The organism is Qipengyuania sp. NPDC077410, assembly GCF_044543405.1.
In the GTDB taxonomy this organism is placed as follows: Bacteria; Pseudomonadota; Alphaproteobacteria; order Sphingomonadales; family Sphingomonadaceae; genus Qipengyuania; species Qipengyuania pacifica.
In genome coordinates this window covers 132910-152042 of record NZ_JBITWB010000002.1, presented here as the reverse complement: position 1 = coordinate 152042, position 19133 = coordinate 132910, and the positions used below count along the sequence as shown (strand labels likewise).

Below are 19133 nucleotides of genomic sequence, written 5' to 3'. Positions count from 1 at the left end.
AAAGGGGGCGCACCAACCGATGCGCCCCGCACTTCCTTGGTGCCCCCGTTAGAAGCTGGCCGACAGGGTCGCCACGATAGCATCGTCGGTATAGCCGTCGATCGAAGGACCCTCGACGCCAACATAGGCCACGCCGAGTTCGAAATTGCCTTTTGCCACGCTCCCGCCAAGCGACCAGTCGAAGCCTGTATCGTCCAGAGTACCCGCCACGAACGGAGGTGCCAGTACGCCATCGGTATATCCAAGATGGCCGTTTATGCTGATCGGCGTGTCCGGAATGCCGAAGCCGAGATCGGTGTAGAGATACAGGTTGTCCTGTCCGCTCAGCGAATCCTGTTTCGGCGCGTAGGCCACTCCAAAGGTCGCAGCGGCAGGCCCGAGCGTGGTGCTGACCGACGCGTAAGGTTCCCAATAGTCCGTATCGAGGCCGAGATCTTCCGTGGGGTAGATGTAGTACAAGACCCCCAGATCAACGCTCACCGCTTCGGTCAGATTGCCGCTCCACCCGGCATAGATGTCGAGTTCAAGATCGCCATAGGATGGCCCGCCCTTGATCGAAGATGCCCAGGTTCCGACATAAAACCCGCTGTCGTGGGCGACATCGAACCCGCCCTGAAGAGCCGGGTCTCCTCCGGACTGGGAAATGCCGCGGAACCGGTAGTCGGTCGTCAGCGCAACATTGGCCGACGCAGTAATCGAACTGCTCGCAGCTTCATCTTCCGATTGAGCCATGGCCGGCGTTGCGAGAGAAATGCTCGCCATAGCGAGCGATGCGGCCATCAGGCCGCGAAAGGACGTTAGCATCACAAACTCCTGTACGAGTGTCGCTTCGTCCCACCTGCGAATCCGGCGGAGCCATTTTATTAGGCTTCTCGTCCAGATACACTCATAAACCTGCCCAAAAGCGCACCATTGCGCAAGATCGAGTCAAAAACCTTTCGCATACGCAGCAATAGGTGTGCTTTTTCCGCAACTGCGAAGACGAGCGCCCCGCGCCGTCAGTTGCTCCTTGCGAGACAAGGGCGTATCTCCCGAACAGTCAATTTGCGCTACCCGGGTCTGTTTCAGGTACCATGTTCAATCTTGCGAAGCTTTTTGGTCGGCGTGGTGAGCCCACACGTCGTCCGAGCGTCCCCGACGGCGAGCGCTATTACGTCATTGGCGATATACATGGACGCTGTGACCTGCTGGACCAGTTGATCGAGGCTATCGAGCGGGATGACGCTGCATCGGGAGCCGCCGACAGTACGGTGATCTTGTTGGGCGATCTTATCGACCGCGGTCCGGAAAGTGCACGGGTGGTCGAAACTGCGCGTAAATGGGGTAAGCGCCGACGCGTGCACTGCATCGCCGGAAACCACGAAGAGATGTTTCTCGAGAGTTTCACGGACCGCGAGATGCTACGCCATTTCCTCAAGCATGGTGGGCGGGAAACGGTATTGAGTTACGGTATCAAACGTAAACGCTATAACGAACTCACCATGAAGGAACTTCAGGTCGAGCTGAACGAGCTGGTCCCGAAGAAGCACCGCAAGTTTCTGGAACGCATGGAGAATATGGTCGTCGCCGGCGACTATGTTTTTGTCCATGCGGGCATCAATCCCAAACGCGCGATCGACGATCAGAAGCAGTCGGATCTGCGCTGGATCCGCGAACGGTTTCTCAAGCATGACGAACCCTTCAGCCATGTAATTGTCCACGGGCATACGATCTTCGAAGAGATCGAACATACCGATCACCGGATCGGCATAGACACGGGCGCCTTTCGCACCGGCAATCTCACCGCACTGGTCCTCGAAGGCGACACCCGCCGGGTCATTCAGGCGCGGGACGTGAACGGCGATATGACTACCGTGCACTCGGAATTTGCTTGGTGAAGCATTCTTATCGACACTCGAAGCGATCGGATCGGGACCGATCCTGCCCCGACGAGCGTTTCCCAACCTGTTTTCTCCCGAGGAGTATGACCTTTGTCGCTCGATCATTCTGAAGGTTTGGATAACCCGGCCGCAAAGTGGACCGTGGTCGTTACCATGGTGGCGCTGGTCCTGTTGATCGGCATTTCGATCTGGGCGGCCTTTTCCATCCGGCTCGATACCTTCGCTCGTATCGACGAAGGATCAGAGCGCATCCATATACGCGGCACGGAAACCAAGTTCATCGGCCACGCGACAGGCAGCTATTCGGGACACGAGGTTCTGATCGAAGGCTTGCCCACCATCGAACAGCTGCAGGAACTGCCGATCGCCTGGCGCGCCCTGTGCGTGGTCCGCGATGATCCCCACACCGATTGGAGCACGGCCGACCCCATGATGAAGGTTCATCTTCATTCCGACGAAATGAACGAAGCCTGCCGGCCGTTCGAAGGGCTCGAAGTCGACGGGCAACTCGTTCCGGAGAAGGCGCCCGAGCCTTCGCTGTTACCGGGTGCGACAGGTTTGCCAGGGAGCCTGTAAGCCGGGTTCTGTCCCGCCCGCGGTATGCTTGCACACCTGCCGCGCGGGGGCAGCCATTCGTCTAGGCCACGGATTGCTCCGCAGCTCGAGCAGCCAACCCGGGCGGTCGATGCGAAACGCACCTGCTGTTTCCAGCGCGCCGCCCCTATTCGGCCTTGCTCCGGGTGGGGTTTGCCATGCGGGCCGCGTTACCGAAGCCCCGGTGCGCTCTTACCGCACCCTTTCACCCTTGCCTGATCCTGTCCTTGGCGAACCTCAGCAGGCCATCGGCGGTATGCTCTCTGTGGCACTTTCCCTGTGGTTGCCCACGGCGGGCGTTACCCGCCACCCTTGTTTCGTGGAGCCCGGACTTTCCTCGTACCTTGCGGCACGCGGCTGCCCAGCCCCCTGGCGCCTGTCGCGATAGATCAGGCGCCGCAAATTGCCAAGCCGGCAATCGAGGAGGCAAGATTCTCCCTTAGTGAGACAGATTGTTTGATCCGAAACCGATTCATCTGCTCCAACTGCAACTGCGTATTACTTGACTCCAGCCGCGCGCCACCCTCTCCTGTCGTCAAGGAGATAGAGCTTGGACACGCCACTACCCCCAACGCTGCGGCAGGAAGAGCTCGATGAATTCCTGCGCGCCTGCGCAATGGTGACTGCTCCTACCCGCGACATATCGCGAGCATTGGTGCAGCAATTATGCGAACTGCTTCAAAAAGCACCGCAATTTCTCAAGCGCTATTTCACACCGCCCATCAAGTCCGTTGCCGATCCCTTATTCAGTGCGGATGCTCTCGAGCAGATACTTTTGCTGACGACGCAACAGGCCGGTATTTTGACCTCACGGTCCCAATCGGGCAACTCCATCGCCACCGTCGCTTTGCCCGAACTCGACATCGAGCGGACGTTTGCCAGCCCCACCTGCCTCGCCGTGGCCATGGCCGGTGCCATTGCGGCTGGCGCACACGCAGCGATCCTGGCCCAACCCGGCGAAGGACTGAAAGAAGCTTAGACTGTCGCAAATTGGCGGATGTCTAGAGGGGCTACTCCCTGAAATTGGCCAGATGCCGCTCAACTGCGCTTGAGCTGACTTTCAGACTGCGTGCGATGTCATTCTTGATGAATTCATCCGGCAAGTGCCACGCAGAGGCGGCAAGGATGCCACCAGGTCTTTCGCTATCGGCTGCCCATATTGCCTCCTCGACAATCTCCCTGCCTCGCGGCGATAGCTGCAGAGTAAAGTCATCGGAATCGGATCGTTCGAGTGTGCAGAGCACAAGCCCCTGTTCGAGCAATCCATTCAAATGCTCCAGGAAGCGCTCGCGCGGCACACGGGCGGACTGACAACATTCGGGGAAAAAAATTGGCCTGTCGTTCGCCCTCATGACGAAGAGGTAAGTGAGAATATCCCAAATCTCCTCGTTCATTGCTCCACTGAATTGGTAATTTGCGAACGACTCGTCACCGTGTGGGGCGCTCCCACTATCGCCAAGAACAAGGAGGGCACGCTGCCAATCGGCTATGGAAATCACGTGCCCCGCAATACTGCGCCGCACAGCGTCTTCGATCGGCGTCATATCAGGCGGCTTTCCCGCATGCTGATCACGCGCCTGCGCCCTACGACCAGATGATCGATGAGAGTAACGCCAAGGCATTTTGCTTGTGCCAAAAGCTCCGTGGTTTGCCGTATGTCGGTATTACTTGGCGTAGCATCCCCAGAAGGGTGATTGTGGGCGATCAGCATCTGGCGGGCATCCAGTGCGAGCGCGCGTCCGAACAACCGACGCGCCGACAGCACAACCTGCCCTTCCTGACCTTCGGCAATAGTCTCTTCTGAGATCACGAACCCCGCCTCGTCCGCCAATATCGCGATCATCCGCTCGTGCCGCAGCCCGCCGATGCTTTGGATCAGGTAGCGATCGAGTGAGGAGCGATCGTCACCGAGACGTGTCCGTACGATCTCTTCGCGGCTCCCGTCATGAAGCAGTTGGCGAACCGCCAGAAGAGCTTCGACCCAGTGCTCACCATGCACGGCACATTCACGCAGGTCCGCTTCATCGGCATTGGAAATGGCGCTGATCGAACCGAAGCGATGCAACAGCCGGTCCGCAAGTTCGTTCGGCTCCGCAGATAGCGGAGTCATGAGCGCGGTCAGGTGGTGGTGCGCTGCATCCGTCGGGAATGGGCCATTGTGCCGATGCCTGTAATGATTAACGCCAGCCAGACCGGCCACCGCTCCATTATTGCATAGACGAGCGGCTCGAGGGGCGCATGCGCTGCGCGCAGCAGGTGGGAAACCACGGCGATGGTTTGCGCCGAGCTCACCCATAAGGTCCACCAACGATCGGATGAAAGCGCCACGGCTGTAACCGCAACCAGAGCACAGACGTCAATAAGGAAGCGAAAGGTTTGCAGTGAGCCGTAGCCGTCCTGACTCCACGTACCCGTGGCCAGCCACCGGGCAATCCCGGCAAAGACCAGCACGAAATAGACTGTAGCGACATATTTCTCAGGCTTTCCGCCCCTGCTCCAAGCAAAAGCGAGGACTGCGAGCGTGAGCGCTACCTGGATCAGAAACCGGGTCATCGCTCATGCAATTGCGCCCTCGCTCTTGCTTAGGCAAGTCAGGCAGCGATCGTCGTTACATGCTCGGCAGAGGTAAACGATTTATCCGGGCAGGTTGGTTCTTCTCCTGCGCCCGTTTCAACGGCGATCTTGCGAAGCTGATCGTGGACCCTGGCGGCTTCGCCGCGAGCTTCGATTAGCCCGCCGACAATCTTTTGAAGGCGAAGCAATGCGCGCTGGCTTTCCAGTTCAGGAGCGCCGGGCACATCGCGGCCGGCCATTGCCGCACTATGAAGGAGAGCAGTTGTTTTCGCCAACGCATCCGCGATGGCGACTTCGGACTCGCCCAGTTCGCGAGCAATACGGGCAGTAGCAGTAGTAAGATCAAGCGACATTGATTTCTCCTCAGGCGTTTCAGCCAAGGAGAGGTTGCAACCTAGACCATGGTGCCCAGCGCGTTTGCGAAGGCCATCGACAGCACGGCGACCATCATGATTGCCACCGCACCGACGAGTATCAGCAGCAATTTGCCACCGATTCCAAGATCCGAAGGTTTGATCCCCGGCTGCAGCCCCTGAGGCATCCGGTCCCAAGCCGCTCTTCCATCGAATGTGAGCGAATCTTCGAACGTGTAGGATTTCCCGGGTGGCTGCGGGATCGTTGGTGCAGCAATGGGTGGAAAATTAATTAGTATGGCCGGATCGTCTATGATTTGATCATACTGTTCTGCCCATGCCCGATAATGGCGAAGCACTTCGACGCGGGGCATGTGGCCAAGTTTTGCTCGCACCGCATCGATGCGCTTGTCGATCGTGACCGGAGCGAGTCCCAGTTCTTTTGCAATTTCCTTGGACGTCAGATGCTGGCAAGCCAGCCGCAAGACCTCGTCCTGCTTATCGGTCAAACGACCGAACACGGTATGGATGTCGTACTGATCCATAGCTGATCTGTACGCCATCAAGGTGGCAGGGGCAATTCCAACCGCCCGCCACGGGTCGGCTGCGTCCAGGTTCGGGCTTCCGGATCGGTGGGCTGCTTCGACTTGCGACCGGTGCGACTACCGAGTGTGTCCGCGATCGCGATCCAGGAGTAACTGGAACAGGATGGCGCGAACCTCACCGTCGATTTCGCCGTTGATCTTCTCCGGACGCCAGCGGCGCTGGAACGCCTCGACCGCCTTGCGACCGTCGGTAATGTCGTAACCGAAACGCTCGAGCGCGAGGTAGAAGGCTGCGTCGTTGTCGAACGGATCGCCGCGTTCGAGCTTTTCCGGGCGTGGCAGGCACAGGCCGTATTCGGCCAGCCGGTCCCAGGGGAAAAGCTCACCCGGATCAATCTTGCGCGCAGGTGCCACATCCGAATGTCCGACGACATTTGCGCGCGGGATGTCATATTCCTTCACGATGCGCGCAACCAGGGGCACGAGCGCTTCGAACTGCGCATCGTTGAATTCGCGATAGCCATATCTGTGGCCGGGATGGTCGAGCTCGATACCGATGCTGGCCGAATTCACATCCTTGTGTCCGCGCCAGTAGGATACGCCTGCATGCCAGGCGCGTTTTTCCTCGGGTACCAGCCGTACGACCTCACCCTGTTCGCCGATCAGGTAGTGCGCCGACACCTTGGCTTCCGGATCGCACAACCGTTCGATTGCGAACCCCTTGTCCTCCATTTCGGTGTAATGGATGACCAGCATGGAAATCGGCGAGCTGCGTTCGTCATGGTTCGGCGAAAGGACCTCCCGGTCGACGAGTTCGTCCTTGCTGGCTGGCAGCCCGTCGCCGACCTTGCCGAAATCGGAGTTCAACCGATCATTCCTTCACCCTGCGGCAGAACCGCGCCAAGCACCAATGCGTCGGCGCCTTTATGATACTGCAAACCGCCGCCGTTTTCCGACGCCAGAAGATGTATCATATGCGCTGCCGCCGTGCGGCTGGTCAGATCCGACCGGTCGAGCGAACCGTCCAGCGCCTTGCCGATCGTCTCGTCGAAGGCGATCTTGGGACCTGCGGCACGAACCACGATTTCGCACGCGCCATCGCGCACTTCCGCACCAATATCGAGCGTCCCTCCGCGCACCAGCGCATCGATGGCCAGTTGCGCAAAATTCAGCAGCACCTTGACCGCCGGCTTGGCGAGGGTCCGTTCGGCGAGCGCCCAGTTGATCGACACGCTTGGTTTGTCGGCAACAAGTGCTTCGATCAGCGCCTTCGGTTCGGTGATTTCCACCTGCTCGCCGAAGCCGCCCGCTGCGCCGAATGCCAGGCGAAAGAACTTCAGCTTGTTCGTGCTGATGAGCGCACTTTGTTCGAGCAGCTCCATCACATTGGCACGCATTTCGGGATCGGTTTCCATGGCCAACAGCTCGAGCCCGTTTGACAGGGCCCCTACCGGGCTGAGCATGTCGTGGCACAGGCGCGAACAAAGCATCGCGGCAAGATCGATCGATTGGCGGTCGTCCATTTGGGTCCCGAATAGTGAAGATTGGTTTTGTGTCTTAGCGAGGGGCGACCTCATAGGGAAGCGCTTCGAACCCTGCATCCCCCGAACGCCAGAAGCTGATTCGCTCCGCCGCGATTATCGCCCAGACCGACCCATCCGGTGCTGCAATGGCGCGATCGGTCGCAGATGGCTCGGCCAGACCATTAGGGTGCGAATGGTAATAGCCCAGAACCTGCAGATCGCCATCGCGCGCGGCACGGTGCGCATCGATCAGCGCCTGCGGATCGATCTCGAAATGCTGTCGCGGGTCCGGGTGAACGTTCGCCGCAGCCCTGGCCTGCACTATCCCTTCGCCACGTCCCAGGAGTATACCGCAACATTCCAGCGGATGGGCGCACCTCGCTTCGCATAACAGGTGCTCGATTACATTGCTTGAGACTTCGGTTGCCATCGCACATGGCTCTAGCATGCCCGATGGTGAAATCATCACTGGAACACTCACGATCGCCGGGCGCCTGGATAAGGCGCTGGCAGGTGCAACAGATCTATCGCGGGAGCGGGTAAAGGGTTTGATTGCCGCCGGGGCTGTCCAGATCGACGGTACAACCGCACGAAACGGTTCGGCAAAGGTGAAGGAAGGCGCCGCTTATTCCATCAGCCTTCCCCCTCCCGAAATGCTGGCAGCCGAACCGCAAGACATTCCGCTGAATGTCGTCTTCGAAGATCAGCACCTGATCGTCATAAACAAGCCTGCGGGGATGGTAGTCCATCCTGCGGCGGGCAATCGGGACGGTACGCTGGTCAACGCACTGCTGTTTCACTGTAAGGGGCAATTGTCCGGCATCAATGGCGTGGCGCGCCCCGGGATCGTTCACCGGATCGACAAGGATACGTCCGGCCTCCTCGTCGTCGCCAAGTCGGACGCAGCCCACGAAGGATTGGCGAAGCAGTTTGCCGACCATTCGATCATCCGTCGCTACCTCGCCGTGTGTGCCGGACATCCCAACCCGGCGTCCGGCACGATTGCGGGCCGTATCGGCCGGTCCGATCGCGATCGCAAGAAAATGGCGGTGCTTCCCGACGATTTGACGCGCGGCAAGCATGCCGTCACGCATTACGAGGTTCGCCAACGCCTGAACCACGCCTCGCTCATCGAATGCCGACTGGAAACCGGGCGCACGCATCAGGTACGCGTTCACTGCGCGTCAATCGGTCATGCGCTATTGGGAGACCCTGTCTACGGACGCACTCCGAAGAGCCTCCGGGCCCTTCTCGAGGACCTCGGTTTTCGGCGTCAGGCACTGCATGCGGCACGGTTGGGATTCAGACATCCTATCAGCGCTGAAACCTTGGATTTCTGCGCCGAACTGCCCTCCGATATGCGGGAACTGATCGACGAAACCGCACGTTGAAATCGATGAAACGCGTGTGCATTTTCGCCGGCGTCAGCTATACGTAACCGACGTGGCCCGAGAGTCGGATGCCCAGCAGGGGTCCGCCATGTGTGGTCGACGCTAGAAAGGTCAGGGTACAAGTGAGCAATACCAAAACTTTGAGCGTTCCAGCGCTCGGCGGGGAGCAAAGCCTCAACCGCTATCTTTCCGAAATAAAGAAGTTTCCCGTACTGACGCAAGAGCAGGAATATATGCTCGCCAAGCGCTACGAGGAACATGACGATACCGAAGCTGCCGCGCAGCTTGTGACGTCGCACCTGCGGCTCGTGGCCAAGATTGCCATGGGCTACCGCGGTTACGGCCTGCCGGTGTCTGACCTTATCTCCGAAGGCAATGTCGGTCTCATGCAGGGCGTGAAGAAGTTCGAAGCCGACCGCGGCTTCCGCCTCGCGACCTATGCCATGTGGTGGATCAAGGCGAGCATCCAGGAATATATCCTTCGCTCGTGGAGCCTCGTGAAAATGGGGACTACTGCGGCACAGAAGAAGCTGTTCTTCAATCTGCGCCGGATGAAGAAAAACCTCGATGCCTACGAGGATACCGACCTTCATCCTGACGATGTGACGAAGATCGCCACCGATCTCGGCGTGCCCGAGCAGGAAGTGATCAACATGAACCGCCGCATGATCATGGGCGGCGACGGTTCGCTGAACACTCCGATGCGCAATGGCGAAGAAGGCTCCGGCGAATGGCAGGACTGGCTTAGCGATGACGGTCCGTTGCAGGACGAACTGGTCGCCGATGCGCAGGAATCGGAAGTGCGTCACGATATGCTGGTCGAGGCGATGGATAGCCTCAATGACCGTGAAAAGCATATCCTGACCGAACGCCGCCTGACGGAAAATCCGCAGACCCTGGAAGAACTTTCGCAGGTCTACGATGTCAGCCGCGAACGCATCCGCCAGATCGAAGTGCGCGCATTCGAAAAGCTGCAAAAGGCGATGAAAACCATCGCCGGGGAAAAGCTGCTGCCAGGCGTCGCCTGAGCCTAAGCTCTGAACGAAGAAAAGGGGCGCATCCTTAACTGGATGCGCCCCTTCTTCATTGCGGCAGCTTCGATCAGAACTTGCTGGTCATTTCCAGCGCCTTGTCGAAACGCCCTTCAGCCTCGGCGTTACGTAGGAAGAGGACATTCTGGGTCAGCACCTCCTGAGGCGTTTCTTCTGCGGTGAAACCGAGCATCGTCTCTTCGATGAACTCGTCGAGCGGCATATAGCCTTCACGCGTGGACTGGCCGGGCGTCAGTTCGGTCTGAACCGCAGGCGGCGCAAGCTCGATTACCTCGACCTTACCCTCAAGCTTGGCGCGCAGCGACACCGTATAGCTGTGCATGGCGGCCTTTGTTGCCGAATATGTCGCCGTGCGCGGCATCGGCACGAAGGCAAGTCCCGAAGTCACATTGATGATCGCCGCGTTCTCCTGTGCCTTCAGATGCTCGATAAGCCCGTCGATCAGCCGGATGGGTCCCAGCAGATTTGTGGCTATCGTTGCCTCCGCGTCACCTAGCTCACGCTCCTCGGTAATATCCTCGAACCGCATGATCCCGGCATTGTTCACCAACACATTGATCGCCGGATGTACTTCAACGACTTTCTCGGCGAAGCGAGCAATATCCTCGGCATCACCGACGTCGACGATCATCGTATGGATGTTGGCATGTCCCGCGGCAGTCTCATCCAGCGAGGACCGTGTCCGGCCTGCGACGATGACTGTATTGCCAAGGTCATGCCATTTATGCGCCAGTTCGCGCCCGATGCCGCTTCCACCACCGGTGATGAGGATCGTGTTTCCGCTCGTTTGCATGTCGTGTCTCCTTCTGGCTGGACATGCAATCCAGTTAGTGGCTTGCTTTCATTTCGGAAGAAGGCACTTTTTCGTGCGGTACTTACCCAAAGGTTAGAAATGGCGAATCCTGCAGTCACCAGTTATGCGGACGACGAGAAAATCGACCAATTGGTCAACGAAACCATCGCGCGGGTGGCGGACAAGTGGACGTTCCTCTTGATCGAAGCACTCGAAGACCGCGCCCCGAAACGGTTCAGTCAGCTCTCCCGCGAAGTGCCGGGAATCAGCCAGAAGATGCTGACCCAGACCCTTCGCCGTATGGAGCGTGAAGGTCTGGTGCTGAGAACTGTCTTCCCGGAAGTCCCGCCACGCGTCGAATATGCCTTGTCCGACCTCGGCTTCGAGTTGGGCGAGGCATTTTGCGGCGTATGGCATTGGGCAGAAGCGAACATCGACAAGATCGAAGAAGCGCGAGCGAGTTATGATGCCCGACGCTGACCCGCCGATTGCGAACGGCTCCTTCCATCCGTAGAGGCGTCCGTCATGCAACGATTGATCATGTTTTTGCTGAAGGCAGTAGTCGGCTTTATCGGCCTAAGTCTTACACTCGTGGTGCTGTTCAAGTTCGTGCCGGTTCCAGTGACGGCGACCATGGTGATGGATGCCAATGGAATCACCAAGGACTGGACTTCGCTCTCGAACATCGATCGCAGCATGGTTCGTGCAGTCATTGCCGCGGAGGATGGAAAATTCTGCACACACGATGGCTTCGACCGGGAAGCCATCGAGAAGGCGATCGAAAGCAACGCCCGCGGCGGACGTATTCGTGGTGGTTCGACCATAAGTCAGCAGACCGCCAAGAACGTTTTTCTATGGCAAGGCGGCGGTTACGTTCGGAAAGGCTTTGAAGCCTGGTTCACTTTCCTGATCGAAAAGATCTGGGGCAAGCGGCGGATCATGGAAGTGTACCTCAACGTCGCAGAAACGGGCATTGGCACGTATGGCGTAGAAGCCGGAGCGCAGCGCTATTTCGGCAAGTCGGCGGCATCCCTCAGCCCGATCGAAGCCGCGCGCATGGCGGCGGCTCTGCCTTTGCCCAAAGAAAGATCAGTAAAGAATCCTCGCGGGTGGCTGGCCCGGCACGGCAATACGATCGCGGCACGTATCGGCGCCGTCCGTCGCGATGGGCTGGATAGCTGTATCTGACCCGCAGCGCCTGGCGCTTCGTATTCTGTAATGAGGCGCCCACCACTGACGATCCGGCAGGTGAACCACGCACGCTATGATATTGCATATCCCGCTGTTTTTCATCGTTTTTCTTGTGTTTCGGCAGATCCGTACGGTACTCTGCTTCGCATAGGCATCTGACTCAGGGTAACGGGCGAAGACATGAGCCTAAGTCACAAGAACAGTCATGATGGCGACCATGGGCACAGCCATGCTCCGGCCGATTTCGGCAATGCGTTTCTGATCGGCATCTTGCTCAATACCGGGTTCGTGGTTGTCGAGGCGGTCTATGGCTGGATGTCCGGATCGATGGCGCTGATCGCGGATGCAGGCCACAATCTTTCCGATGTCCTTGCTCTGCTTTTGGCCTGGGGGGCGAGCGTTGCTGCCAAGCGCCCGGCATCGGTACGCTTCACCTATGGCTTTAAGAGCTCAACGATTCTTGCAGCCCTGCTCAATGCCGGCCTCCTGTTGATAGCCATCGGTGCGATCCTGTTCGAAACGCTCAATCGTATGGCCGAGCCCCCCGCGGTGCAGGGCGAAACGATGGCCATCGTCGCAGGGATCGGCATCGTCATTAACGCGGGCACTGCCGCGCTGTTCATGCGGGGGCAGCACGATATCAACATCCGTGGCGCTTTCCTGCACATGGCTGCAGACGCGCTTGTCAGTGCCGGAGTGGTTATTGCCGGATTGGCAATCATTTGGACTGGGGAAAGCTGGATCGACCCGGCTGTCAGCTTCGCCATCGTTTTGGTCATCGCCTGGGGGACGTGGGGCCTTTTGAAAGACAGCGTGGCAATGAGCATGCTCGCGGTGCCCAAGGGGATTTCTGAAAGCGGCGTTCGCGAATATCTCGAAAGCCTGTCCGGCGTCGAAGCGGTCCACGACCTTCACATCTGGCCGATGAGCACCACCGAAACGGCGCTTACTGCGCACCTGATAATCCCCACCGGTCATCCCGGCGACCAGTTCCTGCGCGATGTCGCTCACGATCTTGAACACCATCATCGCATTGGTCACACGACACTGCAGATAGAACTCACGTTTTCAGCATGCGCTGCAGGCTGCTGATCGCGGAACGAAAAAGCCCGCCGGTGACGGCGGGCTTGATCTCTTAATCCGTTACCGAAGAAACTCGCGCTTCAGGCAGCTTCTTCCTTGTCCTCGGCCTTCTTCCCGCCGTGGACCTGGATAGGTTCTTTCTTACCTTCGACCACATCCTTGTCGATCACGATTTCCGTCACCCCGTCCATGTCGGGGAGGTCGAACATCGTGTCGAGCAGGATCGCTTCGACGATCGAACGCAGACCACGTGCCCCGGTCTTCCGCTTGATCGCCCGCTCGGCAATCGCCCGCAGCGCTTCGTCGGTGAAGGTCAGTTCAACGTCTTCGAGCTCGAACAGCTTATGGTACTGTTTGGCGATCGCGTTCTTCGGTTCCTGCAGGATTGTCACGAGTGCATCGACATCGAGATCGTGCAACGTGGCAATGACCGGCAATCGGCCGACGAATTCCGGAATGAGGCCGAATTTCAGAAGATCTTCCGGCTCGCTCTTTTCCAGCAGTTCGCCAACGCGGCGCTTGTCCGGATCGGCGACATGCGCGCCAAAGCCGATGGAACGCTTTTGCAAGCGATCGGCAATGATCTTGTCGAGGCCGGCAAAGGCGCCACCGCAGATAAACAGGATATTGGTCGTATCGACCTGAAGGAATTCCTGCTGCGGATGCTTGCGCCCGCCCTGAGGCGGGACGCTGGCCGTTGTACCTTCCATCAGCTTGAGGAGAGCCTGCTGCACACCTTCGCCGCTCACATCGCGCGTGATCGACGGGTTTTCCGCCTTGCGCGTGATCTTGTCGATCTCGTCGATGTAGACGATCCCGTGCTGCGCCTTCTCGACATTGTAGTCGGAAGCCTGAAGCAGCTTGAGAATGATGTTTTCCACGTCTTCGCCCACATAACCGGCTTCGGTCAGCGTGGTGGCATCGGCCATGGTGAAGGGAACATCGAAGGTGCGTGCGAGCGTCTGAGCCAGCAGCGTCTTGCCCGAGCCGGTGGGCCCGACAAGCAGGATGTTCGACTTGGCGAGTTCGACATCGCCGGCCTTCGCCCCGTGCTTGAGCCGCTTGTAGTGGTTGTGAACCGCAACGGAAAGAACGCGCTTGGCACGCTCCTGGCCGATGACATAATCCGCAAGAGTGGCGCAAATCTCGGCCGGCGTCGGGACGTCGCCTTCCTTCTTGCCGGTCAGACCCGCCTTGGTTTCTTCCCGAATGATGTCATTGCACAGCTCGACACATTCGTCGCAGATGAACACGGTGGGGCCCGCGATGAGCTTCCTCACCTCGTGCTGCGACTTGCCACAGAAACTGCAATATAGGGTCGATTTGCTGTCGGTTCCGCTCAACTTGGTCATATCCTAAACGTCTTCCCCGCGCGCCCCTTGGGAGAATTCCGACTCTAGGGGACACGTGGTTTGGGTCAATATCCTAGGTAGCGAGCTGCCCTTGCCATAAGCTGAAGCGGCAAGGTTGCTCAAATCCTACGACATTCTTGCAACAGTCCCGCGCAGGAACACTTTCCGGCGCGGGCAGCTGCCGTTCTACTTACTCTGGCGCACCACCGCTGCCTTCGGCGTCACTGCCATCGGCTTCGGGACGCGTCTCGAAAACCTTGTCGACGATACCGAATTTCATCGCTTCGTCGGCTTCAAGAAATGTGTCGCGGTCCATCGCCTTCTCGATCTCATCGAGGCTCTGACCGGTATATTTCACATACAGATCGTTCATCCGCTTCTTGATCCGCAGGATTTCACGTGCCTGGATTTCGATGTCGCTGGCCATGCCGCGCGCACCGCCGGATGGTTGGTGAACCATGATGCGAGCGTTGGGCAGAGCAATACGCATTCCGGGCTCGCCCGCCGCGAGCAGGAAGGAACCCATGCTTGCAGCCTGGCCCATGCAGACGGTGGACACGCGCGGCTTGATGTACTGCATCGTATCGTGGATCGCCATACCGGCTGTCACCACGCCACCGGGCGAATTGATGTACATGCTGATCGGCTTGCTGGGATTTTCGCTTTCCAGAAACAGCAGCTGCGCAGTGATAAGCGAAGCCATGCCATCTTCCACCTGACCGGTGACGAACACAATGCGTTCACGCAGCAAGCGGCTGAATATGTCGAAGCTACGCTCACCGCGGCTGGTCTGTTCTACGACCACCGGCACAAGCGCGCCGGTTATGGGATCGGTGGTGAACTGGCCCTGGGCACCAAAGCGGGTCTCTGGCGCATCGCTGCCGAACAGGTCGATCATGAAAAGTCCTCTCGTCGGATCGGTTGGCCGCCTATGTCGCCATGGAACGAGCGATGTTCAAGAGGCATCGCTCGGTAATGCGGGGGATACTTTCGGCAACAGTCGTTCGTCCGGTCGGGTTGTCGATCAAATTCGTTGATCGGCAGTTAAACGACGTCGGTCGAACCGGCGTAGGCCGTTTCGCCTACAGATGTAAACGCAAAGTCCAACTTTAGAGGGATTGGACAATCTTCATGCGTTTGCACGGACTGCTGCTTACTACTGCCACCATCGTCATCGCCGGCAGCATCGCATCGCCCGCCCTCGCCCAGGATGCGGCTACGGCAGAGGATGCGACGCCTGTCGCGAACGCTCCTGGCGGCTCCGCGCGGACCTTCGATCCTGCATATTTCGCACAGTTCGCCCCGCGCAATGCGCTCGACATGGTTACGCGTATTCCGGGCTTCATAATAACGGGCGGCAATGATCAGGGCCAGCGAGGTCTCGGCCAGGCAACGCAGAACGTCGTTGTGAACGGTGAGCGCCTGTCCAGCAAATCTGACAGCGTAGCGGACCAGCTTCGTCGCATCCCGGCAAGCGACGTCGTGCGTATCGAGCTGGTCGACGGCAACACGCTCGATATTCCCGGGTTGACCGGGGTGGTCGCCAATGTCGTTTACGAAAGCAATGCGGCTTCCGGCCAGTTCCGCTGGACGACCGGCTTCAGGCCTCACAACACGGCGGCTGAACTCTTCGGCGGCGAAATCTCGGTCACCGGCAAGACCGGCAAACTGAATTACACCGTCGCGCTGTCCAATCCCAACAATCGCTTCGGCGCCGACGGCCCCATAACGATCACCGATGGGGCTGGGGAATTGATCGAAACGCAATATTCGGTCTTCTCCGGCAAATCGGACGAACCCAAGCTGGCTACCACCCTCGCCTACGATTTCGGCGGCGGCGTACAGGCCAACCTCAACCTGAATTATGCAGAAGATTTCTATTATCGCAGGGAGCCGGAAATCGGAATTCCCGTCGTTGGTCCTATCCGCACACGCCAGGTGCGTACCCACGAAGACGGCCCGCAATACGAAATTGGCGGCGATATTCAGTTTCCGCTTGGCCCCGGAACGCTCAAGCTGATCGGCCTCGAAAATTACGAACGGGACAATTTCACCCAGACGCTGGTCGATCGCTTCGACGACGGCAGCGCCGCTACCGGAGTTCGTTTTGATCAAACCAACGGCTACGGCGAACGCATCGGGAGAGCGGAGTATAGCTGGAAACTGTGGCAGGCCGACTGGCAATTGTCCGGGGAAGCTGCGTTCAACCGGCTGGATCGCAGTTCGGCCCTGTTCGATCTTGCACCCGATGGGGAATTTGTCTCGCTGCCTTTTCCTGGAGGAACGGGCGGGGTGCGCGAAGATCGCTATGAAACGAGCCTGAGCTTTTCGCGTGCCGTCTCGCCCACCTTATCGGTCCAGGCCATCGGGACAATGGAATTTTCGAAGATCGAGCAAACCGGTGCGATGCCCAATTCGCGAAGCTTCAAGCGTCCCAAGGGATCGTTGGCAGCGACGTGGAAACCCACGAGCGACTTCGATGTCTCGCTGACTTTGGCCCGGCGCGTCAGCCAGTTGTCGTTCGGCGATTTTCTCGCCAGCGTCTCGCTCAACAACGATAACGAAAATGGCGGCAACAATGAACTGGTGCCCTATCAGAGCTGGAACGTCGAGCTGGAAGCGAACAAGACGTTCGGCCCCTGGGGTTCGCTGAAGCTGGAAGCCCGACAGGCATGGTTCGAGGACTTCATCGATTTCTTCCCGCTACCTGACGGCGGAGAAGCCCGCGGAAATATCGGCGATGCACGGCGCCTTCATCTGGAGGCCAACGCCACATTGAAAATGGACCCGATTGGATGGAAGGGCGCACGTTTCGACATCGTCGCGGTCAAGCGTTACATGTATGTCGATGATCCCTTCACCGGTATCACGCGCGGCTTTTCCTACGATCAGGAGGGCGCCCTGCAGATCGACTTTCGCCACGATATTCCCTCGACCGACTGGGCCTGGGGCGCAACCGTGGAGCATTTCGACAATGCGCCCTACGCCAGGCGATACGAGGAGGGGCGTGAATGGGAAGGACCGTTCTTCGATGCCTTCTTCATCGAACACAAGGATGTCTTCGGTCTCACTGTCAGGGCGCAGGCCGTCAACACATTGCTGGGCGCACGTAATTACTTTCGAAGAACGGTATACGACGGTCCGCGCCCGGATGGCGAGGTGTCGTTCCACGAGTTTGCGGACCGCCGCATCGGACCGATCTTTCGCCTGACGATCAGCGGAGATTTCTGAACGGGGACTTGTAATGCGGCCGCAAGCTGGCACCCTGCGTCGATGATAAAGCCAAGCCTCGCCTTCGCGGCCATCGCCTTGGGGGCAACCCCCGCAACGCCGCTCTCGGCACAGGAAGCGCAGAACGATGCGCGCGCCTATCTCGACCGGATAGCCGCAATCGACGATGCAGGGCCCGAACTGAATGCGGTCATTGCGGTCAATCGCAATGCGCCGGACGAAGCGAGAGTGGCGGAAGCGGCCGGACTGCCACTGGCGGGCCGGACCGTTTTGGTAAAAGACAATATCGAAACCCGCGAATTGCCTACCACGGCAGGTAGCCTCGCACTGGCCGGCAATAACACCGGGCGGGACGCTCCGCTGATCGCCAATCTTCGCGCGGCAGGCGGCGTGGTTCTGGGTAAGGCCAACCTTTCCGAATGGGCCAACATCCGCTCGAACAATTCGACCAGCGGGTGGAGCGCGGTCGGCGGGTTGACCCGCAATCCGCACGACACCGACCGTAATAGCTGTGGGTCATCCGCCGGCAGTGGTGCGGCTGTCGCAGCGCATCTCGCCTGGGCAGCCATCGGCACCGAAACCGACGGATCGATCACGTGTCCCGCCAGCATCAATGGTGTCGTCGGGTTCAAGCCCACGGTCGGCTTGATCAGCCGCACGCATGTCGTCCCGATCAGCCATTCGCAGGATACCGCGGGCCCCATGGCGCGAAGCGTGGCCGATGCGGCATTGTTGCTCAACGCGATAGCCGGCAGCGATCCTGCCGATCCCGCCACGGCCGAAGCCGATGCTCATGTCACCGATTTCACTACGGGCTTGGCTGATGCATCTCTGAAGGGCATACGTATCGGCGTGCTCGTCAACCAGATTGGCGATCGCGAAGATGTGCGCGCGATTTTTGAAACCGCGCTTGACGATCTGCGCCGTGCAGGCGCCGATTTGGTCGAAATCGCATTCGAGCCGAACGACGAGATGGGTCGCGACGAGTTCGCGACGCTGCTTTACGAACTGCGCACCGACATGAATGCCTATCTCGCCACACTTCCGGGAAAGGATATGCCGCGCAGCCTTGCCGATCTTATCGCCTTCAACAGAGCGAACGCGGCTGAAGAAATGCGCTGGTTCGACCAGGGCCTGTTTGAAATGGCAGTCGAGCGTACCGACGAGCAGGCTTACCGCGCAGCGCGCGAGAACGCGCTGCATCTCGCCGCAGATCGCGGCATCGATCGCCTGCTAGAAGAAAACCAGGTCGCTCTATTGGTGGTCCCTACCCGTGGGCCGGCATGGACAAGCGACCTTGTGAACGGCGATAACTTCGACGGCAGCATTGGCGCGGGCTCGCTCGCTGCCATCGCAGGTTACCCTCACCTGACCGTGCCAATGGGCTCGGTGGAGCGCCTGCCTGTGGGGATAAGCTTTATGGGACCGAAATGGTCGGACCACTTGGTGCTGAAAGCAGGGGCAGCATACGAAAGCGCTCGTACTGCGACGATCCCAGAGCCGTCACTGCAGCCATGGTCACCTGGCGACTGATGCGTCTGCCGAAATCGAAAAAGGGGCGGCGAACCTGA

Annotated in this window: 22 protein-coding genes and 1 other RNA gene; 9 read left to right on the top strand and 14 right to left on the bottom strand. The window is 59.0% G+C overall.

Annotated elements, in window-relative coordinates:
• Positions 1-48: 48 nt before the first annotated feature.
• Positions 49-804: a TorF family putative porin gene (locus tag ACIGGE_RS08715; protein WP_397490060.1), complete on the bottom strand. Its 756-nt coding sequence runs from the start codon at positions 802-804 to the stop codon at positions 49-51.
• Positions 805-1073: 269 nt separating this feature from the next.
• On the opposite strand from ACIGGE_RS08715, the gene ACIGGE_RS08710 reads away from it, so the two are divergent.
• Positions 1074-1877, top strand: coding sequence for a metallophosphoesterase family protein (locus ACIGGE_RS08710; protein WP_196846750.1), 804 nt, complete (start codon positions 1074-1076; stop codon positions 1875-1877).
• 243 nt (positions 1878-2120) lie between these two features.
• Here the strand turns inward: ACIGGE_RS08710 and ACIGGE_RS08705 are convergent, their stop codons facing one another.
• Both ACIGGE_RS08705 and rnpB read right to left on the bottom strand, forming a co-directional pair.
• Positions 2121-2387 (bottom strand): hypothetical protein, encoded by a 267-nt coding sequence (locus ACIGGE_RS08705; RefSeq protein ID WP_397490059.1) that lies wholly within the window; start codon positions 2385-2387, stop codon positions 2121-2123.
• A 50-nt stretch (positions 2388-2437) separates the two neighbouring features.
• An RNA gene (rnpB, locus tag ACIGGE_RS08700) (RNase P RNA component class A) lies at positions 2438-2847 on the bottom strand.
• 177 nt (positions 2848-3024) lie between these two features.
• On the opposite strand from rnpB, the gene ACIGGE_RS08695 reads away from it, so the two are divergent.
• Positions 3025-3453, top strand: coding sequence for a hypothetical protein (locus ACIGGE_RS08695; RefSeq protein WP_301642335.1), 429 nt, complete (start codon positions 3025-3027; stop codon positions 3451-3453).
• 31 nt (positions 3454-3484) lie between these two features.
• Here ACIGGE_RS08695 and ACIGGE_RS08690 read toward each other — a convergent pair whose 3' ends face one another.
• From ACIGGE_RS08690 to ACIGGE_RS08655, 8 genes are all read right to left on the bottom strand, one after another.
• Positions 3485-4018, bottom strand: a complete 534-nt coding sequence (locus tag ACIGGE_RS08690; RefSeq protein ID WP_301642334.1) for a hypothetical protein — start codon at positions 4016-4018, stop codon at positions 3485-3487.
• Positions 4015-4584 carry a JAB domain-containing protein gene (locus ACIGGE_RS08685; RefSeq protein ID WP_301642333.1) on the bottom strand — a complete coding sequence of 190 codons (570 nt, stop codon included), beginning with the start codon at positions 4582-4584 and terminating at the stop codon, positions 4015-4017. Before ACIGGE_RS08685 ends, ACIGGE_RS08690 begins: the two co-directional genes overlap by 4 nt.
• Before the next feature lie 8 nt (positions 4585-4592).
• Positions 4593-5027, bottom strand: coding sequence for a hypothetical protein (locus ACIGGE_RS08680; RefSeq protein ID WP_301642332.1), 435 nt, complete (start codon positions 5025-5027; stop codon positions 4593-4595).
• 38 nt (positions 5028-5065) lie between these two features.
• Entirely contained in the window at positions 5066-5401 is a 336-nt protein-coding gene (locus ACIGGE_RS08675) for a hypothetical protein (protein ID WP_221597900.1), read from the bottom strand.
• 41 nt (positions 5402-5442) lie between these two features.
• Positions 5443-5946 carry a helix-turn-helix transcriptional regulator gene (locus ACIGGE_RS08670; protein WP_397490058.1) on the bottom strand — a complete coding sequence of 168 codons (504 nt, stop codon included), beginning with the start codon at positions 5944-5946 and terminating at the stop codon, positions 5443-5445.
• Between the two features lie 117 nt (positions 5947-6063).
• On the bottom strand, positions 6064-6813 hold the full coding sequence (locus ACIGGE_RS08665) for an N-acetylmuramoyl-L-alanine amidase (RefSeq protein WP_375245312.1): 750 nt from the start codon (positions 6811-6813) through the stop codon (positions 6064-6066).
• The gene (locus tag ACIGGE_RS08660) at positions 6810-7469 is read right to left on the bottom strand and encodes a histidine phosphotransferase family protein (RefSeq protein WP_301642329.1); all 660 of its coding nucleotides are present in this window, start codon (positions 7467-7469) and stop codon (positions 6810-6812) included. Before ACIGGE_RS08660 ends, ACIGGE_RS08665 begins: the two co-directional genes overlap by 4 nt.
• Before the next feature lie 34 nt (positions 7470-7503).
• On the bottom strand, positions 7504-7899 hold the full coding sequence (locus ACIGGE_RS08655) for a M67 family metallopeptidase (protein ID WP_397490057.1): 396 nt from the start codon (positions 7897-7899) through the stop codon (positions 7504-7506).
• Positions 7900-7915: 16 nt separating this feature from the next.
• Here ACIGGE_RS08655 and ACIGGE_RS08650 point away from each other — a divergent pair, with 16 nt between their 5' ends.
• Both ACIGGE_RS08650 and rpoH read left to right on the top strand, forming a co-directional pair.
• Entirely contained in the window at positions 7916-8860 is a 945-nt protein-coding gene (locus ACIGGE_RS08650) for an RluA family pseudouridine synthase (RefSeq protein ID WP_397490056.1), read from the top strand.
• A 122-nt stretch (positions 8861-8982) separates the two neighbouring features.
• Positions 8983-9888, top strand: coding sequence for an RNA polymerase sigma factor RpoH (gene rpoH / locus ACIGGE_RS08645; RefSeq protein WP_173829937.1), 906 nt, complete (start codon positions 8983-8985; stop codon positions 9886-9888).
• A gap of 73 nt (positions 9889-9961) precedes the next feature.
• On the opposite strand, the gene ACIGGE_RS08640 is transcribed toward rpoH, so the two are convergent.
• Positions 9962-10705: an SDR family oxidoreductase gene (locus ACIGGE_RS08640; protein WP_397490055.1), complete on the bottom strand. Its 744-nt coding sequence runs from the start codon at positions 10703-10705 to the stop codon at positions 9962-9964.
• A gap of 99 nt (positions 10706-10804) precedes the next feature.
• On the opposite strand from ACIGGE_RS08640, the gene ACIGGE_RS08635 reads away from it, so the two are divergent.
• From ACIGGE_RS08635 to ACIGGE_RS08625, 3 genes are all read left to right on the top strand, one after another.
• The gene (locus ACIGGE_RS08635) at positions 10805-11185 is read left to right on the top strand and encodes a helix-turn-helix domain-containing protein (RefSeq protein ID WP_103022503.1); all 381 of its coding nucleotides are present in this window, start codon (positions 10805-10807) and stop codon (positions 11183-11185) included.
• Between the two features lie 45 nt (positions 11186-11230).
• Positions 11231-11893: a monofunctional biosynthetic peptidoglycan transglycosylase gene (mtgA, locus tag ACIGGE_RS08630; RefSeq protein WP_221597905.1), complete on the top strand. Its 663-nt coding sequence runs from the start codon at positions 11231-11233 to the stop codon at positions 11891-11893.
• A 183-nt stretch (positions 11894-12076) separates the two neighbouring features.
• A complete protein-coding gene (locus ACIGGE_RS08625; RefSeq protein ID WP_397490054.1) occupies positions 12077-12988 on the top strand; it encodes a cation diffusion facilitator family transporter in 912 nt (303 codons plus the stop codon).
• 71 nt (positions 12989-13059) lie between these two features.
• Here the strand turns inward: ACIGGE_RS08625 and clpX are convergent, their stop codons facing one another.
• Both clpX and ACIGGE_RS08615 read right to left on the bottom strand, forming a co-directional pair.
• Positions 13060-14331, bottom strand: coding sequence for an ATP-dependent Clp protease ATP-binding subunit ClpX (gene clpX / locus ACIGGE_RS08620; RefSeq protein WP_103022500.1), 1272 nt, complete (start codon positions 14329-14331; stop codon positions 13060-13062).
• A 190-nt stretch (positions 14332-14521) separates the two neighbouring features.
• Entirely contained in the window at positions 14522-15229 is a 708-nt protein-coding gene (locus tag ACIGGE_RS08615; RefSeq protein ID WP_103022499.1) for an ATP-dependent Clp protease proteolytic subunit, read from the bottom strand.
• Positions 15230-15462: 233 nt separating this feature from the next.
• Between ACIGGE_RS08615 and ACIGGE_RS08610 the strand changes: the two genes are divergently transcribed.
• Positions 15463-17562, top strand: a complete 2100-nt coding sequence (locus tag ACIGGE_RS08610) for a TonB-dependent receptor plug domain-containing protein (protein WP_397490052.1) — start codon at positions 15463-15465, stop codon at positions 17560-17562.
• 42 nt (positions 17563-17604) lie between these two features.
• Complete coding sequence (locus ACIGGE_RS08605) at positions 17605-19095, top strand: amidase (RefSeq protein WP_397490051.1); 1491 nt, start codon at positions 17605-17607, stop codon at positions 19093-19095.
• The last annotated feature ends 38 nt before the right edge of the window (positions 19096-19133 follow it).

Excerpts from the sequence above, each read along its gene's own strand:
- ACIGGE_RS08685 (WP_301642333.1), bottom strand. The coding sequence starts at position 4,584 with ATGACTCCGCTATCTGCGGAGCCGAACGAACTTGCGGACCGGCTGTTG.
- ACIGGE_RS08655 (WP_397490057.1), bottom strand. The coding sequence starts at position 7,899 with ATGGCAACCGAAGTCTCAAGCAATGTAATCGAGCACCTGTTATGCGAA.
- ACIGGE_RS08605 (WP_397490051.1), top strand. The coding sequence starts at position 17,605 with ATGATAAAGCCAAGCCTCGCCTTCGCGGCCATCGCCTTGGGGGCAACC.
- ACIGGE_RS08625 (WP_397490054.1), top strand. The coding sequence starts at position 12,077 with ATGAGCCTAAGTCACAAGAACAGTCATGATGGCGACCATGGGCACAGC.
- ACIGGE_RS08670 (WP_397490058.1), bottom strand. The coding sequence starts at position 5,946 with ATGGATCAGTACGACATCCATACCGTGTTCGGTCGTTTGACCGATAAG.
- ACIGGE_RS08675 (WP_221597900.1), bottom strand. The coding sequence starts at position 5,401 with ATGTCGCTTGATCTTACTACTGCTACTGCCCGTATTGCTCGCGAACTG.
- ACIGGE_RS08660 (WP_301642329.1), bottom strand. The coding sequence starts at position 7,469 with ATGGACGACCGCCAATCGATCGATCTTGCCGCGATGCTTTGTTCGCGC.
- ACIGGE_RS08710 (WP_196846750.1), top strand. The coding sequence starts at position 1,074 with ATGTTCAATCTTGCGAAGCTTTTTGGTCGGCGTGGTGAGCCCACACGT.
- ACIGGE_RS08635 (WP_103022503.1), top strand. The coding sequence starts at position 10,805 with ATGGCGAATCCTGCAGTCACCAGTTATGCGGACGACGAGAAAATCGAC.
- mtgA (WP_221597905.1), top strand. The coding sequence starts at position 11,231 with ATGCAACGATTGATCATGTTTTTGCTGAAGGCAGTAGTCGGCTTTATC.
- ACIGGE_RS08650 (WP_397490056.1), top strand. The coding sequence starts at position 7,916 with ATGCCCGATGGTGAAATCATCACTGGAACACTCACGATCGCCGGGCGC.
- ACIGGE_RS08680 (WP_301642332.1), bottom strand. The coding sequence starts at position 5,027 with ATGACCCGGTTTCTGATCCAGGTAGCGCTCACGCTCGCAGTCCTCGCT.
- ACIGGE_RS08640 (WP_397490055.1), bottom strand. The coding sequence starts at position 10,705 with ATGCAAACGAGCGGAAACACGATCCTCATCACCGGTGGTGGAAGCGGC.
- ACIGGE_RS08690 (WP_301642334.1), bottom strand. The coding sequence starts at position 4,018 with ATGACGCCGATCGAAGACGCTGTGCGGCGCAGTATTGCGGGGCACGTG.
- ACIGGE_RS08715 (WP_397490060.1), bottom strand. The coding sequence starts at position 804 with ATGCTAACGTCCTTTCGCGGCCTGATGGCCGCATCGCTCGCTATGGCG.
- ACIGGE_RS08610 (WP_397490052.1), top strand. The coding sequence starts at position 15,463 with ATGCGTTTGCACGGACTGCTGCTTACTACTGCCACCATCGTCATCGCC.
- ACIGGE_RS08615 (WP_103022499.1), bottom strand. The coding sequence starts at position 15,229 with ATGATCGACCTGTTCGGCAGCGATGCGCCAGAGACCCGCTTTGGTGCC.
- clpX (WP_103022500.1), bottom strand. The coding sequence starts at position 14,331 with ATGACCAAGTTGAGCGGAACCGACAGCAAATCGACCCTATATTGCAGT.